General features: G+C 46.3%; 14 protein-coding genes and 1 riboswitch. Of the genes, 4 read left to right on the top strand and 10 right to left on the bottom strand.

Going from position 1 to position 17,535, the window contains the following annotated elements:
- Window positions 1-192 precede the first annotated feature (192 nt).
- Entirely contained in the window at window positions 193-2,046 is a 1,854-nt protein-coding gene (locus P5683_RS16030) for an iron uptake porin (RefSeq protein WP_315640459.1), read from the top strand.
- Between the two features lie 126 nt (window positions 2,047-2,172).
- On the opposite strand, the gene P5683_RS16025 is transcribed toward P5683_RS16030, so the two are convergent.
- From P5683_RS16025 to bchD, 6 genes are all read right to left on the bottom strand, one after another.
- Window positions 2,173-4,212 (bottom strand): serine/threonine-protein kinase, encoded by a 2,040-nt coding sequence (locus P5683_RS16025; protein ID WP_006624561.1) that lies wholly within the window; start codon window positions 4,210-4,212, stop codon window positions 2,173-2,175.
- Window positions 4,213-4,290: 78 nt separating this feature from the next.
- Complete coding sequence (locus P5683_RS16020; protein WP_006670734.1) at window positions 4,291-4,476, bottom strand: hypothetical protein; 186 nt, start codon at window positions 4,474-4,476, stop codon at window positions 4,291-4,293.
- Window positions 4,477-4,532: 56 nt separating this feature from the next.
- Complete coding sequence (cax, locus tag P5683_RS16015) at window positions 4,533-5,639, bottom strand: calcium/proton exchanger (RefSeq protein ID WP_006670733.1); 1,107 nt, start codon at window positions 5,637-5,639, stop codon at window positions 4,533-4,535.
- Window positions 5,640-5,808: 169 nt separating this feature from the next.
- On the bottom strand, window positions 5,809-7,851 hold the full coding sequence (ligA, locus tag P5683_RS16010) for an NAD-dependent DNA ligase LigA (protein WP_315644958.1): 2,043 nt from the start codon (window positions 7,849-7,851) through the stop codon (window positions 5,809-5,811).
- Complete coding sequence (locus tag P5683_RS16005; protein ID WP_315641920.1) at window positions 7,848-8,810, bottom strand: Npun_R2479 family HD domain-containing metalloprotein; 963 nt, start codon at window positions 8,808-8,810, stop codon at window positions 7,848-7,850. The genes ligA and P5683_RS16005 overlap by 4 nt, the downstream gene beginning before the upstream one ends.
- A gap of 255 nt (window positions 8,811-9,065) precedes the next feature.
- Window positions 9,066-11,054, bottom strand: coding sequence for a magnesium chelatase ATPase subunit D (gene bchD, locus P5683_RS16000; RefSeq protein ID WP_006624555.1), 1,989 nt, complete (start codon window positions 11,052-11,054; stop codon window positions 9,066-9,068).
- Window positions 11,055-11,111: 57 nt separating this feature from the next.
- On the opposite strand from bchD, the gene P5683_RS15995 reads away from it, so the two are divergent.
- The 3 genes from P5683_RS15995 (at window position 11,112) to P5683_RS15985 (ending at window position 12,472) form a co-directional block, all read left to right on the top strand.
- A complete protein-coding gene (locus P5683_RS15995; RefSeq protein ID WP_008051165.1) occupies window positions 11,112-11,261 on the top strand; it encodes a hypothetical protein in 150 nt (49 codons plus the stop codon).
- A gap of 84 nt (window positions 11,262-11,345) precedes the next feature.
- Window positions 11,346-11,507: riboswitch (cyclic di-AMP (ydaO/yuaA leader) on the top strand.
- Between the two features lie 103 nt (window positions 11,508-11,610).
- On the top strand, window positions 11,611-11,895 hold the full coding sequence (locus tag P5683_RS15990; protein ID WP_006670730.1) for a hypothetical protein: 285 nt from the start codon (window positions 11,611-11,613) through the stop codon (window positions 11,893-11,895).
- A gap of 94 nt (window positions 11,896-11,989) precedes the next feature.
- Window positions 11,990-12,472 carry a pentapeptide repeat-containing protein gene (locus tag P5683_RS15985; RefSeq protein ID WP_006624552.1) on the top strand — a complete coding sequence of 161 codons (483 nt, stop codon included), beginning with the start codon at window positions 11,990-11,992 and terminating at the stop codon, window positions 12,470-12,472.
- A gap of 51 nt (window positions 12,473-12,523) precedes the next feature.
- Here the strand turns inward: P5683_RS15985 and P5683_RS15980 are convergent, their stop codons facing one another.
- The 4 genes from P5683_RS15980 to P5683_RS15965 form a co-directional block, all read right to left on the bottom strand.
- Window positions 12,524-14,335, bottom strand: coding sequence for an ABC transporter ATP-binding protein (locus tag P5683_RS15980; protein WP_048895434.1), 1,812 nt, complete (start codon window positions 14,333-14,335; stop codon window positions 12,524-12,526).
- Window positions 14,336-14,885: 550 nt separating this feature from the next.
- Entirely contained in the window at window positions 14,886-15,278 is a 393-nt protein-coding gene (locus P5683_RS15975) for a DUF1622 domain-containing protein (RefSeq protein ID WP_006624549.1), read from the bottom strand.
- A 180-nt stretch (window positions 15,279-15,458) separates the two neighbouring features.
- Window positions 15,459-16,283 carry an SDR family oxidoreductase gene (locus P5683_RS15970; RefSeq protein ID WP_006624548.1) on the bottom strand — a complete coding sequence of 275 codons (825 nt, stop codon included), beginning with the start codon at window positions 16,281-16,283 and terminating at the stop codon, window positions 15,459-15,461.
- A gap of 772 nt (window positions 16,284-17,055) precedes the next feature.
- Window positions 17,056-17,247: a hypothetical protein gene (locus P5683_RS15965; RefSeq protein WP_006670728.1), complete on the bottom strand. Its 192-nt coding sequence runs from the start codon at window positions 17,245-17,247 to the stop codon at window positions 17,056-17,058.
- Between the last annotated feature and the right edge of the window lie 288 nt (window positions 17,248-17,535).

The raw sequence follows: 17,535 nt of genomic DNA, 5'->3' as shown, positions 1-17,535 counted from the left end.
AAACCATACCCCTCCACCCCGCAAGGGGGTGCTGGCGGCGGTCATCCGCTTGAGTCAGTTTTCCTCTCCGTGAGCAATCACGGAGCTTCCAACCCTCCCAGGAGTTTTACGTGAAATCGTGATACTATTGGTTCATTCGAGCTGGGGACATCCTCGCTTAGGTCTTTTTAAGTCGGTGTGAGATTTGAGATGATGAACAAAATTCTATGGAACACTCTCAAGCAGAGTCCAGGCTTTCTGGGTGCTGCTCTTCTGTTAAGCACAACTGCTGCATTAGCCACAGACAGCCCTTCAGACAAGCTGGTTACTACTTCCCAAGTGGCATCCCTAGCTTCAGATGCAGCGGAAGGAGTTAGTCAATTTAGCCTGGATGCGGATACTACCTCGCTAATGGCAGTTGCGCCAGAGGTCGATAACACGGCTCCTCTGTCTCAGAATGTAATGGATTTAGGTTTTGAGTCCTCTGCCGAAACCCAAGAGGTAGCTCAGGTACAACCTGAGATGGAACAGGAACTCAGAATTGCCGACCTAGAACAAATCAATCTATACAGTGAAGTTGCCGACTCTATGGAGCAGGTGACCTCTGTATCTCAATTGTCTGACGTTCAACCTACAGATTGGGCATTCCAAGCGCTTCAGTCTTTGGTAGAACGTTATGGCTGTATTGCAGGTTATCCAGACGGAACCTTTAGAGGAAACCGCGCCATGACTCGTTTTGAGTTTGCGGCTGGTTTAAATGCCTGTTTGGAACGGGTTAACGAATTGATTGCGGCTTCTGTGGCTAATTTGGTAACTCGCGAAGATTTGGCGGTTCTGCAACGGCTCCAGGAAGAGTTTGCGGCGGAATTGGCAACTTTGCGCGGCCGTGTGTACGCTTTGGAAGCGCGGACGGCTGAATTGGAGGCTAATCAGTTCTCCACCACTACCAAACTGCGCGGGGAAGTAGTGTTCTGGCCAGGAGATAGCTTTGGCGATCGCGCCAGACATAACGTGGTTGGAGGTCCCAAAGGCCCTCGCAGTGATGACCCCACTCAAACTTATTTGGGCTACCGGGTTCGTCTGAACTTTGATACCAGCTTCACCGGCGAAGACCTATTGAAAACCCGTCTGCAAGCGAGAGATATCCCTAACCTCAGCAATTTTGACCTCACCAATAGCTTAATGTCTCGGACTGGTATTGATGGCAATTCCAATGGGATAGAGCTAGATGATTTGTACTACCGTTTCCCCGCCTTCAATCGTCGGGCGCACATCTTTATCGGTGCTAACAGCCTTGATTTAGATGACATCATGGATGTGATCACCCCCTTTAACAGCACTGGTAATGCCTCAATTTCTCGGTTTGGTCAGCGTAACCCTGCCATTTTCCGTGGTCCAGAAGGTGCAGGGGCGGCGGCTAAGTTCGCCTTTGGTAATGATCGTCAGTTCAGACTGAATCTGGGTTATTTAGCAGGTAACGCCTCCGATGCTACTGCTGGTAATGGCTTATTCAACGGTAGCAATACTGGGTCGGCTCAGTTGGTCTATCAACCCACAGACAGGCTGGCTTTTGGGGTAGAGTACGCCCGTAAGTATTTCAATGACGGCGATGTCAATATGGCGGGTGGTACCGGAAGCTGGATCGCCGATCGCCCCTTTGGAGATAATGCCAGCACCAGCGATAACCTCGGCTTCCAGTTTAACTGGCGGGTAGTTGAGAAGTTCGAGTTGGGTGGCTGGTTTGGTGCTACCTGGGCTAGTCAACAAAATAACGGTAGTGACAGTGCCACAGTTCTTAACTGGGCTGTGACTATGGGCTTCCCAGATGCTTTCAGTGAAGGAGATTTGGGTGGTATTGTGATCGGAATGCCTCCGAAAGTTACCTCCCATGACACCACCGCTTTGGAAGATCGCGATACTTCCTTCCATATTGAAGCCTTCTATCGCTATGCTTTCAACGACTACATTTCCATCACTCCTGGCTTCTATGTTTTGACCAGTCCTGAGCACAATGCCCGCAATGCTAATATTGTGGTAGGAACCCTGCGGACTACTTTCCGCTTCTAAAATAGGGGCCTGAAAGCTCAGAGTTTCCCGGAGGGAGGAGTAGGGGAGGGTTGAGGCGATTAGTTTCCCAATACGGTGCAAGCTACCGCCCACCCCCCATATAACTGCTTTTCCTCCCCTCTGGGTCTACAGCTTTAGCTGCCAGATTTTAATGGTTTTATCCTCACTACCACTGGTGAGGATTTTGCCATCTGGGGTGAGGGCTAGGGCTGTGATCAGGTCTCCATGACCCCAAAGGGTAGTGATTATTTCCCCGGTGTTGAGATTCCATAAAACAATGTGATCGCCTCCAGCAATTAAAGTTTGGCCATCTGGGGTAATCACTAGGGATTTCACCGGGCCTCTGTGTCCCTCAAAAACCCGCAGTTGTTCCCCTGTGTTAGCATTCCACAAGCGCACGGTTCCATCATCACTAGCGCTGGCGATGGTTTCACCGTCGGGGCTATAGGCGATCGCATTAATACTATCTCCATGGCCAGTAATTGTCAGTCGGCGACTACTATCACCGACATTGACATTCCATAATCTGATACTGGCATCTGCACTAGCACTAGCGAGAACATTACCCTGGGGATTGAAAGCCAAAGCATTAACCGGGAGGTCATGGGCGAGAATAGTTGATAATCGCCGACCATTGGTATCCCACAGAATAATAGTCCTGTCTTCGCTACCACTAGCTAAAATTTGACCGTTGGGACTAAAAACCAAAGCATGGACACTTCCTGTATGTCCTTCAATAGTACGTTGACGCGATCCCCACCACATACGGATAGTTTTATCATTACTACCACTGACCATAATCTCTCCATTGGGGGAGAATGCTAGGGCCCTTACCCAACTCGAATGGACGCTTTCGGGATTAAAAACCTCTCCAGAATGGATACCCCAGCGTCGAATTGTGCCAAAAGTTCCCGCAACCAGAGTTTCACCGTCTGGGGCGATCGCCAAAGCATAAACCTGCCCTAAAGCCTCCTTATGCCCCAGTAGCCACATACGATTAGGCCACCCTCTAATCACCAACATAGGGTTAGCCGGAATTAAGCCATAGCGCCGATAACCGTCTACCTGGGTATAAATCAACCCCCCCATGGTCACAATCACACTCAGAATACCAATAGCCTTGAAGGGAATCTTAATTTTCAGTTCACTGAGGTGGATTTTCGTCTTCAGCTGTTCTTTCTTTTTACCTTTGGTATCTGATTTGGGATCTTCTCTTTCATCACTATCGCGGGGTGGCGGATTAAGTTCCACTTCAGCTAAACACTGGAGAACTACCCCAGGGTTCTGGGGGCGATTTCCCGGAAATGGTGCCATCAGATAATCAAGAACATCCGCCAATTGTTTCGGGATATTTGGCGCACCCTTACGCCACAAAAGTTTCCCAGTGCGAGGATTTTCTGGGTAAGCCGTGGGGGGTTTTCCCGTCAACAGATAAACAAAAGTCCGACCCAGGGCAAAAAAGTCCGACTGAGGTACTGCTTTCCCGTTCGTTTGTTCTGGCGGCGTATAACCAGGGGAGACAATTCCTGTGGCGCGTTTCTTATCATTATCCTGTTCGCCGGAGCCATTTGAACTAAACCCCATAATGGTCTCGGTCACTTCCCGCGCTGTGCCAAAATCAATTAACACCAGTTGACCATCAGGCTTTCGCATGATGTTTTGAGGTTTAATATCTCGGTGAAAATACTGTAAACTGTGGACGCGATCGAGAATTTCCACCAGTTGTTTTAGCCAATCCATGGCTAATTCTGGGCTAATGGGTTCTTTTTTGCGCTCCTTCATCCACTCCTGAAGGTCTAACCCTTCGATTTTCTCCATGACTAAACAATGCAGCGGCGACTCATCTTTCGGCATAAAGGTAAAGTAGCCATCTTTATCTACTTTAGGGATGCCGGGATGACTAAGTTCACTCAAAACTTTCGCCTCTTGTTTAAACAGAGCGATCGCCTTGGGATGTTCTTTGAGGAGAACTTTTAAAACTTTGCGAGTCTTATCTTTTTGGTCGAGAATCTCAAAAGTTTGACCAAATCCTCCCCCACCCATCTTTTTGATAACACGATAACGACTCTGTATAAACAGATCAGAGCCACACTGAGCGCAAATGCGTCGTTTGGCATTCGACTCATCATCGGGTTTAGGGCATTTGGGATTGAGGCAATAACTCACGGAAACACCTTAACACTTGCAAGCCCTGCCTGTTCAAAGCAGGGAGGAAAAGCCAAGATCGGCTTTAGCCACCTACCGTCAAAATCCATAGACATATCTATCCTTTTTGGCAATCGCTTGGGAATAGGTGCTTAGACATTGAAAGGAAACAGTAGCAAACTGGAAAGCATAAGCCTCGATCGCGACTTTCAGGAAGGCGGCCATATAAAGACTGCTACTATATATGATAATTCTAGCCGATACCGTTGCAACCCAGTATAACATTTTGGCTCCTCGATACTAATTAGCGACCAAAACGTGGCTTGTTGGTTGGGGGTGGGTTACAACATGACGGGATGAAAGAAAAAGGCTATTCCTAAAACCATATATGCAGCCAGCAGCAACACCCCTTCCAACCAGTCCGACCGGCCGTCAGAACTTACCGAATTAGCGATCGCCACCGATACAGCCACAGCTATTAACTCAAAGGGATTAAAGTCTAAATCCATTGGCTGATTTAGCACCAACCCCGCCAGAACTAACACTGGTGCTACAAAGAGGGCAATCTGTAAACTCGAACCTACAGCCACCGACACCGACAGATCCATTTTATTTTTCATAGCAACCGTCACAGCCGTGGCGTGTTCGGCTGCATTCCCAATAATCGGAACTAGGATCACCCCGGTAAATAGTGCTGTCAAACCCAGACTCTCGGTAGCCTCTTCCAGAGTACCTACCAACAGCTCCGACTCAACCGCCACCATAATTGTAGCCACTAAAAGCACCACAATCCATAATTTTAGATTGATTTGATGATGAGGTTCCCCTGATATTTCTTCTCCCGTTCCGGGTTCTACTTCGTTTTCTGCTAATCCCACATCATATAAATAGGAGTGGGTTTTCATGGAAAATAGTAGGGTGAGGATATAAACTATAATCAACACTAGCGCCACCGCACCGGACAGAGTTTGCATGGTGCTTTCCTCTATGCCGCTGGACGTGACATCTACGGCGGTGGGAACTAATATAGCAATTACTGCTAAGGTCATGGCTGAGGCATTCAGACGAGCCACTACTGGGGGAAATTCTTGTTCTTTGAACCTTAATCCTCCCAGAAACATGGCTAAACCCATTACCAGTAATAAGTTGCCAATAATTGACCCGGTAATGCTGGCTTTGACTACCTCTACCAATCCGGCTTTGAGAGCGACAAAACCGATAATTAATTCGGTAGCATTGCCAAATGTGGCATTCATTAACCCTCCTAAATTAGGGCCGAGAACTACTGCTATTTCTTCGGTAGCTGTACCCATCCAAGCCGCCAGGGGAATAATGGCTAGGGCGGCGGTTATAAAGATTATAGTGGCTCCCCAGTGTCCATATTCGGCGACAATGGAAATGGGAATAAAAATGAGCAGCAGGGAGATGATTTGATTGGTTTTGAGCATATATTTCTATGGCGCTTTTAGAGGTATATTTAATCGGATTGACTGGCTAAAAGTAGCAGAAATATAGTTGAGCAAGCCCTGAATATGTCACCCGGATTGAGATTGGTAAATTAATACATCAGTTCAATGATGATGATTTGTGGCTTTAATTTACACCCTAAATCATGGCTTATTTTGCCATCTCTAAAAGCTCTAATTCGGATAACTCTGCGATACCCAGATTTTGAGCTTTTGCTAATTTCGATCCCGGCTTGTCTCCTAATAGTAAATAATCGACTTTTTGGGTAACAGAATTAGTGACTTTTCCCCCAGCTTTCTCAATGATAGATTTAGCTTCCTCTCGGGTGAGAGTAGGTAATGTTCCGGTAAGCACAAAGGTTTTCCCGGCGAAAGGTTGCGCTTGGGGAGTAGATTTTAGTGCAGTTGACGGCACACTGGCAAGCTGTAAACCAGATTGTTCAAGTCGATCGCATAAACTGATATTAGCAGGATTTTGGAACCACTGATAAACAGAAGTAGCAATTTCCGCGCCGATACCATAAACGCCTTCTATTTGTGCGGAAGAAGCCGCCGCCAAACTCTGACAACTCGGGAAATTTTGAGCGAGTAACTCAGCATTAACCTCTCCGACATAGCGAATACCTAGACCATATAATACTCGATGCCAGGGTTGTTTTTTAGAAGCGGCGATCGCCTCCAGAATTTTCTGGGCTGATTTTTGGCCCTGGCGTTCTAAGGCAACCAACTGATCCATATTAAGATGATAAAGGTCAGCGACCGATCGCACCAATTGAGTCTCAACCAATTGCTGAACCAGCTTTTCCCCAATACCATTAATATCTAAAGCCCTTCTTCCGCACCAGTGAATAATAGAACCGCGCACAATAGCCGGACAAGAGGAATTAATACAGCGGGTGACCGCCTCCGGTGGAGTTTTTACCACAGTTTCCCCACACTCAGGACAATGAGTCGGCATAGTCACCAGTTTAGCGCCAGTTGGTCGCAAATCCGGCAATACTCGCACCACTTCCGGGATAATTTCCCCAGCCTTACGGACAATTACCGTATCGCCAATATGTAGGTCTAATTCAGTCAGGCGGTCTTGATTATGAAGTGTAGCGCGTTTAACAGTTGTTCCAGCTAACTGTATGGGTTCAAGTTCAGCCACCGGAGTCAAGGCTCCAGTACGTCCGACCTGGAAAGTAACTGATATAATCTTAGTGGGCAATTCTTCCGCCGGATATTTAAGGGCGATCGCCCAGCGGGGAAATTTTCTCGTTTCTCCCAACTGTTTTTGGAGACTGAGGGAATTTAGCTTAACCACCACCCCATCAGTCATATAGGGTAATTCTCGGCGCTGAGTTTCCCAAGTATTAAAATACTGCTGAACTTCCAGCAAAGATTGACACAGTTGGCGATTAGGATTGACTTTAAAGCCCATTTTTGGGAGCAACTCCAGACAATCCCAGTGATCATGTAAATTGGGGGAGTCTAGGTGTAGAGTATAGGCGAAAAAATCCAAGTGTCGAGCAGCCACAATGCGGGAGTCAAGTTGTCGCAGAGTTCCGGCGGCTGCATTACGCGGGTTAGCAAATAGTGGCTCTCCGTTTTTTTGTCTTTCCTGGTTAATTTCCGCAAAAATACGGTTGTAGAGGAAAGCCTCCCCCCGAACTTCCACCACAGGCGGCGGGTTATCCAGATGTAATTTTAGGGGAATAGAGCGGATAGTTTTAATATTTTGGGTAATGTCTTCCCCAGTGACTCCATCCCCACGAGTCGCACCCCTAACTAATATGCCATCGTGATAGGTGAGAGCGATCGCCGAACCATCGATTTTGAGTTCACAGATATAGTTATTATCTTCCGCTGCCCAGTCACCAAGAAAACGTCGCCATTTTTCATCCCAAGCCTGGAGTTCTGCCATATTAAAGGCATTTTCCAGGCTATAAAGACTGATATTATGGCGTACAGACTCAAACTGAGTAGCGGCTTTTTCTCCGACCCTCTGGGTAGGACTATCAGGAGAGATTAGTTCTGGGTATTGGGTTTCGAGTTCTTGCAGTTCCCGATATAGGCGATCGTAAACCCCATCCTCCATAATAGGATCATCCAGAACATAATAGGCATAACTAGCCCGTTGGACAGTTAGCCTCAACTGTTCAAGTTTTTGGGAAATTTCCGGGGTTGGGGTTTTTGGTGTTTGGTCCTTCACAAATTCAAATTAAACATTTCGCTAAATTTGGGCAGGTCTGAACTACCGTTTTTGTCGCCATTGTAGCCATTTTCTTCACCAATGGATGAATTCTCTGGCAGATATTTCTCGCTTTCGCTGAGGATACGCCGTTCATTTTCCACCTGGAAAACGTTAGCGTATAGGTTAGCCACAACTTGTTTCCCTTCCTGGGTCAGTTGTAAATATCGCAAGGCGGCGGGAATGTAGGGAAATACACCATTCCAGTAGAATTTGGCGTAATTATTACGGAGGTCGCCGGGGGTTTTGTAACCTAGGACTTTATTAGTCCCGACTTCTTCAAATTCGTAGAATAGGGAACTAATCTTTTTGAGGTAGCGAGGGTCACTGAGTTGACCGATTAAATCAGCCGCGCGCGCGAGTCCTGAGTAATTCTGGCGGTCTTGGTGAGTTTCATCAGCCGGGACGGGAAACCGGGTTAGTTCAATGTTGCGTTTAATTTGTTCCGCATCAATTAGTTTATGACCACCAAAGCGTTCATCTATGACTAATTTACCGCGATCGACATGGTAGGGAGTCAGACTAGCCGAGGTTGCGCCTGAACTTATGGAAACCATACCATCATCAATTCCTGTCGCATATAAACCATTAGCGTCTTGGTCTCGCCGACATACTCCTTTCACATAGCCGATATCATGACATAGGAGTGAAATGGTAAAGTGTAACCAGTCTTCTGGGGTGACTCCCCCCTCTCGAATATGCTTCCCGCGCAGAATTTCTTGTCCTACTAGGGTGACAAGCATAGTATGTTCGACATTGTGGTATAATGCGTCACAGTTGGCGATATTTTCCAGAGCCATTGTGCCAGCCCAAGCAATTATTTCGGGGTAGTCTGGTTTAAATCCCCCATAGGTACGGCGGTAACCAGCCTGTAGGCGTTGGACGAAGGCATCAATGAGAATGGCAGTAGCATTAAACATACTCATAAATTTCCACTCAAAACACTATTGGTTAATCCTGAGCATTAGGAAGCACAATATTAGTCTAGGGTTGGGACTAACTGTTTTCCGGTATTATAGGCAAATTTTTACCAGGCGGACAGATGACCAATTGACGGAATTTCTGAGACCCTGGAAAACCTCTAGCAACCATGGGCAAAACCTGCCTGGGGATGGCTTTTCCCCAGAATGGGAAATAACAGGTTCCATGGAAAAAACCTATTGGTTATCTATACTTTAACCGATCGCATCACGAATCGCATTTTGAGTCATAGCTGCGATCGCCTGATCCGTGGCTTTGGGTAAATGATAATACTTACCTCCTGCGGTTTTCGCCAATTCCTTGGCAAAACCTGTCGAGACAAATTTATTTTCGGTATCAATTACTAACAATTGAATACCCAAACCACGAATTTTGGCAGCAATTTCCAGCAATTCCCCTTTAATATCCGGTTTTTCACCTTCTAAGATAGGTTCACCGAGCGATCGGGCTAAGGGAATGTTACCTCGGCCGTCCGTAATTGCTACAATTACCACCTGTCCGATATCTCCAGACTGTTTAGCATTCATCCCCACCCGCACCGCTTGAGTTAGTCCGTGAGCCAGGGGAGACCCACCCCCACAGGGCATCCTTTCCAAGCGTCGTTTGGCGGCCGCAATTGACCGAGTAGGCGGTAACAAAACTTCCGCCTGTTCCCCTCGGAAGGGAATTAACGACACCATGTCGCGGCTTTGGTAAGCCTCAGTTAATAGCTGCATTACCGCGCCTTTGGCTGACTGCATCCGGTTTAGGGCCATAGACCCGGAAGCATCCACGACAAACACCACCAAAGCCCCGGACTTTCTGGCTAGGCGCTTAGATCTAATATCCCCCTGTTCTACCACTACCCGACGTTCAGGATATCGTAACCGTCGCGATCGCTGATAGGGTGCTGCCGCCCGTAGGGTAGCATCTACCGCAATGCGTTGTACTTTACCCTTGGGTAGCATGGGTTTAACATACCGACCGCGATCCTCTGAAAAAATCATACTGCGGCTGCCAGTTTTACCCTGTCGGTTTGCCATTTGCGAGAAATACAACACCGTTGGATCTAGCACCACCCCTTCCGGGTCAAACACAAACTCTTCTGGGATGCTATTTTCTTCTTCTTCTGGGGGTTCGGTTTCCGGTTCTTCGTCTTCGTCTTCGTCCTCTGGTTCCGGTTCGTCCTCACCTTGGGGGGGTGGTGGGGGTGGGGGTGGTGGCTGTTGTTGTTCTTCGGGGGGGGTCTGAATTACTGTGGCTCTGGGTACAATAACTAATTCTACCGCCCGCCGCAAGTCATCAGCATTAACGCTATTTCTACCATCTAAAGCCGCCGAAGCCTTAGCTACTCGCACCGCAAACAGTTCCGCCCGGTGTCCGGGAACTACCCCTCTGATGGCTTCTTCTACCAGGTACAGAATTTGCTCTGAGGTGATGGTGACATCTTTTAGCCATTCTCTGGCTAGGAGAATTTGAGTTTTCAGGTTATCTAAGTCTTCTGTATATTGCTGGAGAAATGCCTCGGGAGACTGGGAATAATCGAGGGCTTGGTCTACTGCTTGCACCCGTTGATCTAAACTCAGGACTCCATCAGCAGATAGGGCTATGGCAATGCGATCGAGTAAATGGGTTCGCAGGGGACCTTCTTCCGGGTTATAGGTCGCGATAAATAGGGGTTGGCAGGGATGTTCAAAGCTGATCCCTTCCCTTTCAATGACGTTGCGCCCTTCCGTTAAAACTGTTAGCAGCAGGTTGGCTATATTGTCATCGAGGAGGTTGATTTCGTCAATGTAAAGGACTCCTCGGTTGGCTGTGGCTAATAGGCCGGGTTGAAATACGGTGTCGCCCTGTTTAACGGATTTTTCTACGTCTACTGAACCTATCAGCCTATCTTCTGTTACCCCTAGGGGAACTTGTACAAAGGGCGCGGGGATGATTTCGGTTTCTGGGGTGGGTTCTCCCGCTTCCCAGTTGGGGGGAATGTTGGCGATCGCATCTTTTACTACTTCTAGGGGCGGTAATAAGGCATGAAGGGCTCTGGCCATCACTGATTTAGCGGTTCCCCGCCGTCCAGCAATTACCACACCTCCTAAGCCGGGATCAACTGCGGCCAGCAGCAGGGCAAATTTGATCGCTTCTTGTCCCACCACGGCGGCGAGGGGAAATGTTGTTACAGTTGGGGCGCTAGGGGGCGCAGACATGGTTCTTGTCAGTAGTGGTCAATTGCTAACTCTAGCACTAAAGGGGAAATTTTCCAATTGACATCCTTCCCCACAACCCCCCTGTTGAGTTTTTCTCAATCTAGGGCGATCGGCGATCGCTTGCGAGATTTAGCTACTCTTCCCCCTAAGAATATCATCCGTTGTTTCCCTGTCAAAAACAATTTGCACAATTTATTGACAATTTGATATTTGGTAATTTAGAATAGAATTAGATTAAAAACAAACAGTCAGCCTAATCCGGCGAAAGTAAAACATTGCCGTTATGTACTTTTCGAGCAGGTGCAGACGCGGTGATGTGGTCGGAGCGGAGGAACCAAATTTTTGGGGCTAATCTCGCAAAGTGTTTCTGTCAACAACCGACAGAGATAAAGAGAAGGGCAACTCTCAGCCCTAGCCCGTCAGCTAACTCCGTAGGCATTGAGAGGAGGCTGAGGCGCACACTTTCTAAGACAATTAGATAGCTTGGCAATTCAGTTTCCTTAGGTTGGTATAGACCTGGTTTGTTATACCCACCCTAGATTCTGAGCGGTTAGTGATGACACCTAAAATACCCCTGTCTTTAATGACGCTGCCTGGACAGGCGACGTACATAGGTTTCCTGCGACTAAAAAGCAGTGACCTAGTGATAATTGGAGCGATCGGCTGCATTACCCTGGTAATTTTGTGGTGCATTGTGAATACATTTATCACCACATTAATGCCAACTCCCGCCCTACCAATGTTTGTAAATGGTAGCCTATCAACCTACCGTTTATTCAAAAACTATCAGGAGGTGATTACCGTAGTTAGTAAATATGTTAACATGACTGTAGCCTATTGAAATCAATAAAAGGGGCTAATAGATTTAACATGAGTTAGCCCCCTATATAATATAGTATGATGTCAAAGTCGGGCTAGTATTGGTCAGGTTTTCGATGAAATTAATAGTTATTGTTCCCGGTCTTCTGGCTGTAATAGGGTTAGGAATTGAGGCGATCGCCGCCCGACCCCGAGACATCCAACAATTGCTAAATACCAAACAGTGTCAGCAGTGCGATCTCAGTGGAGCCAACCTACAGGAAGCCGAACTAGACGGCGCGGCTCTCATAGGTGCTAATTTGCAAAATAGTGACCTGCGGGGGGCAAAATTAAGAGGTGCGGATCTAAGTTCAGCCAACCTAATTGGCGCAAATTTAGCAGGTGCAGACCTGCGGGATGCCAGGTTACACAGCACCACCCTTAGACAAGCTAACCTTTCTAATAGTGACTTATCCTGGTCAGATATGTATCGCGCCTTTCTGGAAGGTGCTAATTTAGATCAGGCTAATTTGAATAATGCCAACTTAAATAATGCTAGATTAGAGGGGGCGACCTTTTGTGGCGCGATTATGCCAGACGGTTCAGAGGGTCCCTGTTAATAGTGATTAAAGCTCTTGTTAAAGGGGGGGCTAATTTTCGCCCCCTTCTACTCAAATCACGTCCCCAGTTTCTTGGAGTGCGTGTAATCTCCGATAAATTCCCCGGTGATTAAGTAACTCATCATGACTACCGATCTCGACAATTTTACCATGATCTAATACCACAATTTTATCAGCTTCCCGAATGGTACTGAGACGGTGAGCCACAATAATTGTAGTCCGAGTTCCCAGAATATTTTGCATGGCTATTTGAATGGAACGTTCTGATTCATAATCCAAGCTAGAAGTAGCTTCATCAAAAATCAAGATATCAGGATTGACTAACAATGCCCTAGCAATACCTAACCGCTGTTTTTGCCCCCCAGACAGGCGCATTCCTCGTTCTCCCACAGTAGTATAATAACCCTTATCAAGTTGATTAATAAACTCATCGGCTCGGGCAATTTTACAGGCTTCGTTAACTTCATCTAGGGTAGCGTTAGGGTTGCCATAGGTGAGGTTATTTAACAAGGTTCCATTGAAGATATCAACATCTTGATGAACGATAGCTAAACGTCGCCTATAGGCGGTCACATCCAAATCTTGGATATTTTCACCATCGATTAAAATGCGACCCTGTAATGGTTCAAAGTAGCGAAATAATAGCTTGACCAAGGTAGACTTACCGGAACCGGAATGACCCACCAGCGCGACAGTTTGACAGGGTTCTATAAACAGGTTAATATCCTGCAAAACTGGTTTTTCTGGGATATAGCCAAAGGTTAAGTTTTGCAATTCAACTTTACCCTTAAAGTGATAGGATACCTGATGATTTTCCGAGTTTAATTTGATGGCATCTTGTCCCTCTTTCAACTGCATAAACTCATAAAAACGCACCATAGAAGAATAGCGTCGCGCAAAAACTTCCGCCAATAAACTAATGGGAGTTAGTTCAGAATAAGCCATGCTAGAGAGGGTATAAGTAACCACAAAATACCCCAGAGACATTTGCCCTCCAAAGGTAGCAAACAAAGTAAAACCCAATACCATAAATAAACAAAATTGCACCGTTGTATTTTGGTAGGTAGCGAGTTTTACATAGTCTCGGTGAATGCGATGGATAACTACGGTTAACTCTCGGTTTAGGCGAGTGCTTTGTCGTTCAAGTTCCTGATTTTCGGTAGCAAAGGCTTTGACAGTTTTGATGTTAGTGATGATTTCCGAGTTGCGACTTTCGGTGTTTTCTTGATGGCTGTCTAGTCGGGTTTCTAATCTAATGAGATGTCGAAGTTTGACGAGGGTAAAGGACAGAATAAAGACAAAAGACACTAAGAAAAATATGGCTATTTGCCACTTAATGAAAAAAATCACTATGAAAATACCGATGACTCGCACGAGTTTCGGGATTAATTGACCTGCTATTTCTGGGTAAGTCCAGGTATGGTTAGTTATGCCTTTGGTGATGCGGTTAGCAATGCGACCGGGGTTATTTTCTTCGTAAAATTCTAGGGGTAAAGTCAAGATTTTTTGGAGAGCATTCTGATGCTGGTCTCGCCGCGCAGCTAGGGGGATTAACCAGTGAAACCATGAGCCTAACCAAGGCTGAATAGGTGCTTTGATAACGGTGACTAAAAAAATGATACCTAGTAATATGATTAAAGCTGTGGTCTGTTGGTCTGGTAGCCCAGTGGCGGAGGCGATCGCTGTGACTGTTAACTGTATGAAGCCATCTGCACCTTGACCAGACAGGACATTTAAAATCTGTCCGATCGTATATGGTACTAGCAAATCAATTAGTTCAAAAAAACTCGATGCACTGATACTAAGAATTGCTAATAAACGATAATCTCGATAGTATTGACAAATTTCTCGAAAAGTAGCCATAACTGCGAAAATGGTGTTTTTAATGTCAGTGGAAATATCAAAGTCACCATTATAATAGATTTCTGACAATTTGGCAGAGGTCTTGGCAGAGGTCAAAGGGGGGAGGACTAGCTAACTTAACCAGTCTCCCCTAGGTAGGCGATCGGCTGGGGGCATTGTCAAGGGAAAACTATACCTAGCAAGCATTAGATATTGTATAATTATTGTTTGGGTAAAATCTAGGTAGGTGAAGAGCGACGATCTCCAACCTGCTTAGTTGGACTCAAACAAAACTTAAAGTAGGAGGAAGTGTATATGCCATCAGACCTAGATAGAGGAATTATGAAGTTTAAGGGAGCAGATAGCCCTACGGTTGTGATTGTTTCTTCACTACTGATTTTGGGTAGTATCGGCCTTCTAATTTGGTGGGCATTACAGACAGCCTACTCTTTTTAAGACTGACAGACTCAAGGGGGGTCAGCTATATGCTTGTCCCCTCTAGGGCGGGCATAATGGCGGATTACTCAGCAATTGACAGGTTTTTTCTGGTGAGATTATCTGTAGTTTTTGATTAAGTTTCGGCGGGAGTGCTAATTTGTTCAACTTCTGGAGTTGCCTTGCTAATTGCCTGAAGTAATAGATAATTTAGGACAGTTCGCACGGCAATAATAGCAGCTAACCGGGCGATATCATCCCAACGGCTAGAAATCATGGTTTTTAAAATAGTGGCTCCAATTAAAAAACTGAGGGCTAGGGAAAATGAATAACCCATGACTAAACGGCCTCGTTGAAAGGCTTCGGTAGCCTGACCTTTAAATAAGGCATCTTTAATAAAAATCACTAAAGCACGGGTCACGCCAATGGCAATTACAAACAGTGCCAACAGTTGACAAAATCCTGTTAAAATTCCATTCAAGGAAACTACAATGCCTGAAAGTTCAGTGGCTAGACCGTTTAACATCATGTTGATGATTGCTCAAATGAGAATGAACAGTCAATAATTCTAGCAAAGAAGATGCTGTGACTGTCAGAATTATGATCAGTATGGGATAGGGGGGGTTTAGTAATATGATTTTTCAGAAATCGAATTAACTGCGGAACCCGCCCCTACCAGATGATTAATTATCCATTGTGCAATGAGAGGTTAGCGGGAAGCAGCACCTACTCGCCGCCAAGCTGTGGGAGACTCGGGATAATTCCGAGAAAGGGGAGATGCCATTTTTAAGACTTTGTTCATTACCCAGGGGGCAATGCGACGACACCAAACGGCTAGGTGACTTTGCCACCCTACCAGAATTTCTGGGGAGTCTTTCCGCAGTCCGATAATTAACACTTGGGCAACCTGTTGGGGGGTCATGGGAGTGACCCAGCGAAATAGTTGCAGGTGGCGGGTCATGTCTGTATCGGTGAGGGTGGGAAGTAAAGCCATAACTTTGATATTGTGTTGGGCTAATTCAGACCTTAGTGCCTCGGTAAAGCCTAGGATGGCGAATTTAGTGGCTGAGTATGTGGACATGGTGGGGGCGGCGATTTTGCCCATGAGACTGGATACATTGACGATGGTTCCTTGGTTTCGGGTGGCCATACGTCGGGCGATCGCACGGGTGACTGTGTAAAGTCCCATCAGGTTTAGGGATAGTTCTTCTTGGACTTGGGGTAATTTAGATTTCAAGAAGGGGGTTTGATGGGCGACCCCGGCGCAGTTCACTAATAAATCAATGGGGCCGTGAGTTCGCCATGCTTGGGCTAAGGCGATATTGACTTCTGTGGGTTGTGTGAGATCTAGGGCGAGGGTGATCACTTCTACTTCCATGTCGCTGAGTTCTGCTGCCAATTCTGCTAATTTTTGGCGATCGCGGGCGACTAATAACAGACGACCCACGCCATTGCGGGCTAACTCTAGGGCGATCGCTCGTCCGATACCACGGGAAGCCCCTGTAATTAGGGCTGTAATACCTTGGATATTCATAAAAATCTCCTGTCTGTGGTGAAATACCGCCAGGACACTAGGACTCCACTACAGTGGCGGCTAAATCAATTGATTGGACTAAATTCTGTTCAACCCAGGCGGACGCTAAAATTGTGAAGAACAACAAAATCCCTCTGGGTTAGCTCTCGTTTCTGGAGCGGAAAGTTTGCTGATTGATAGCTCATACTCAGTTTGCTGATGATGATATGAACGAATCGAGGCTTCAACTCAGTTGCTGACTGAGGATACATCACAGGTCACGGTAGCGTACAACATAGCTCACAGTTCTCCTTTTTACTTTCTCTTTTTTACTTACTATTGTTCGCTATGCACACTTTAGCAACCAAATCAAGTTTGTGCAACATTTTTTAATAAAAAACGCTTTAACATTTCTTTACAATCTGGCAAAACCTTTACTGTAGGGAGTTTTAGAGTAATTGTCAGCAGGCGATCGCCGATGGTAACAGAGGATCTGAGTAATGGGAGTAAAAAGTAGCGATCGCCTCCAAACACTGATGTAGTAATACCATTCGGGGCAATACTCGAGAGAGTAAGGCGCGAGGTATTATGAGAAAAAAGTGGCGCGCCACAACAAAAAAAACCACAACCGTTACAGGTTGCAGGTTTCAGGATAACCTGGCTAATGCCTGTTCACAATTTAAGAAATCGCTGGCCTTATTTCGCCAATTTTCCCTTCCCCTTGGCGATGAAAGCTAAAGAGTATGCTGTTAGTGCGAAAAATACAGCCGGGAAATCGCACTAAACATTACCCTCACCCTAAATCTGCATCCCAGGGGGGACCGGGACGAGCGAGAGCGTATTGCATGATTACTGAAAGGGCTGTAATCGTTACTGAGTGACCAAATGAACGCGCCCTAATTTCCTGTGCTATCCCATTCACCTCCTCCAATGGTAAGTACCCCCGGTATATGCGATCGCCACGGAAAATCCTTAATCTACCCATGATTTCACTATTGTAGATGTTGCTTTCAGAGCTGCATCACTCCACGTCAATTGTTAAAAAATGGAAACATAGGAAACATCAAGGAAACATTGCAACATTTTATTGGCATTCTCAACTCGTTAATATCAGAATGGGTCAAAATGTAAAAAACTAAAACCCCAAGACCAGGACTCATGAAAGTCACCAAACATCGAGCCACCATCTCTCAGTATCGCCTTTTTCCCCCATTTGAGTAGGTTGGGTGGAGGTCACGAAACCCAACGCCACCATCTCTCAGTTATGTTGGGT

The sequence above is a fragment of the Limnospira sp. PMC 1279.21 genome, from assembly GCF_032349615.1.
Lineage (GTDB): Bacteria > Cyanobacteriota > Cyanobacteriia > Cyanobacteriales > Microcoleaceae > Limnospira > Limnospira fusiformis.
This window is presented reverse-complemented; position numbering and strand designations above follow the sequence as displayed.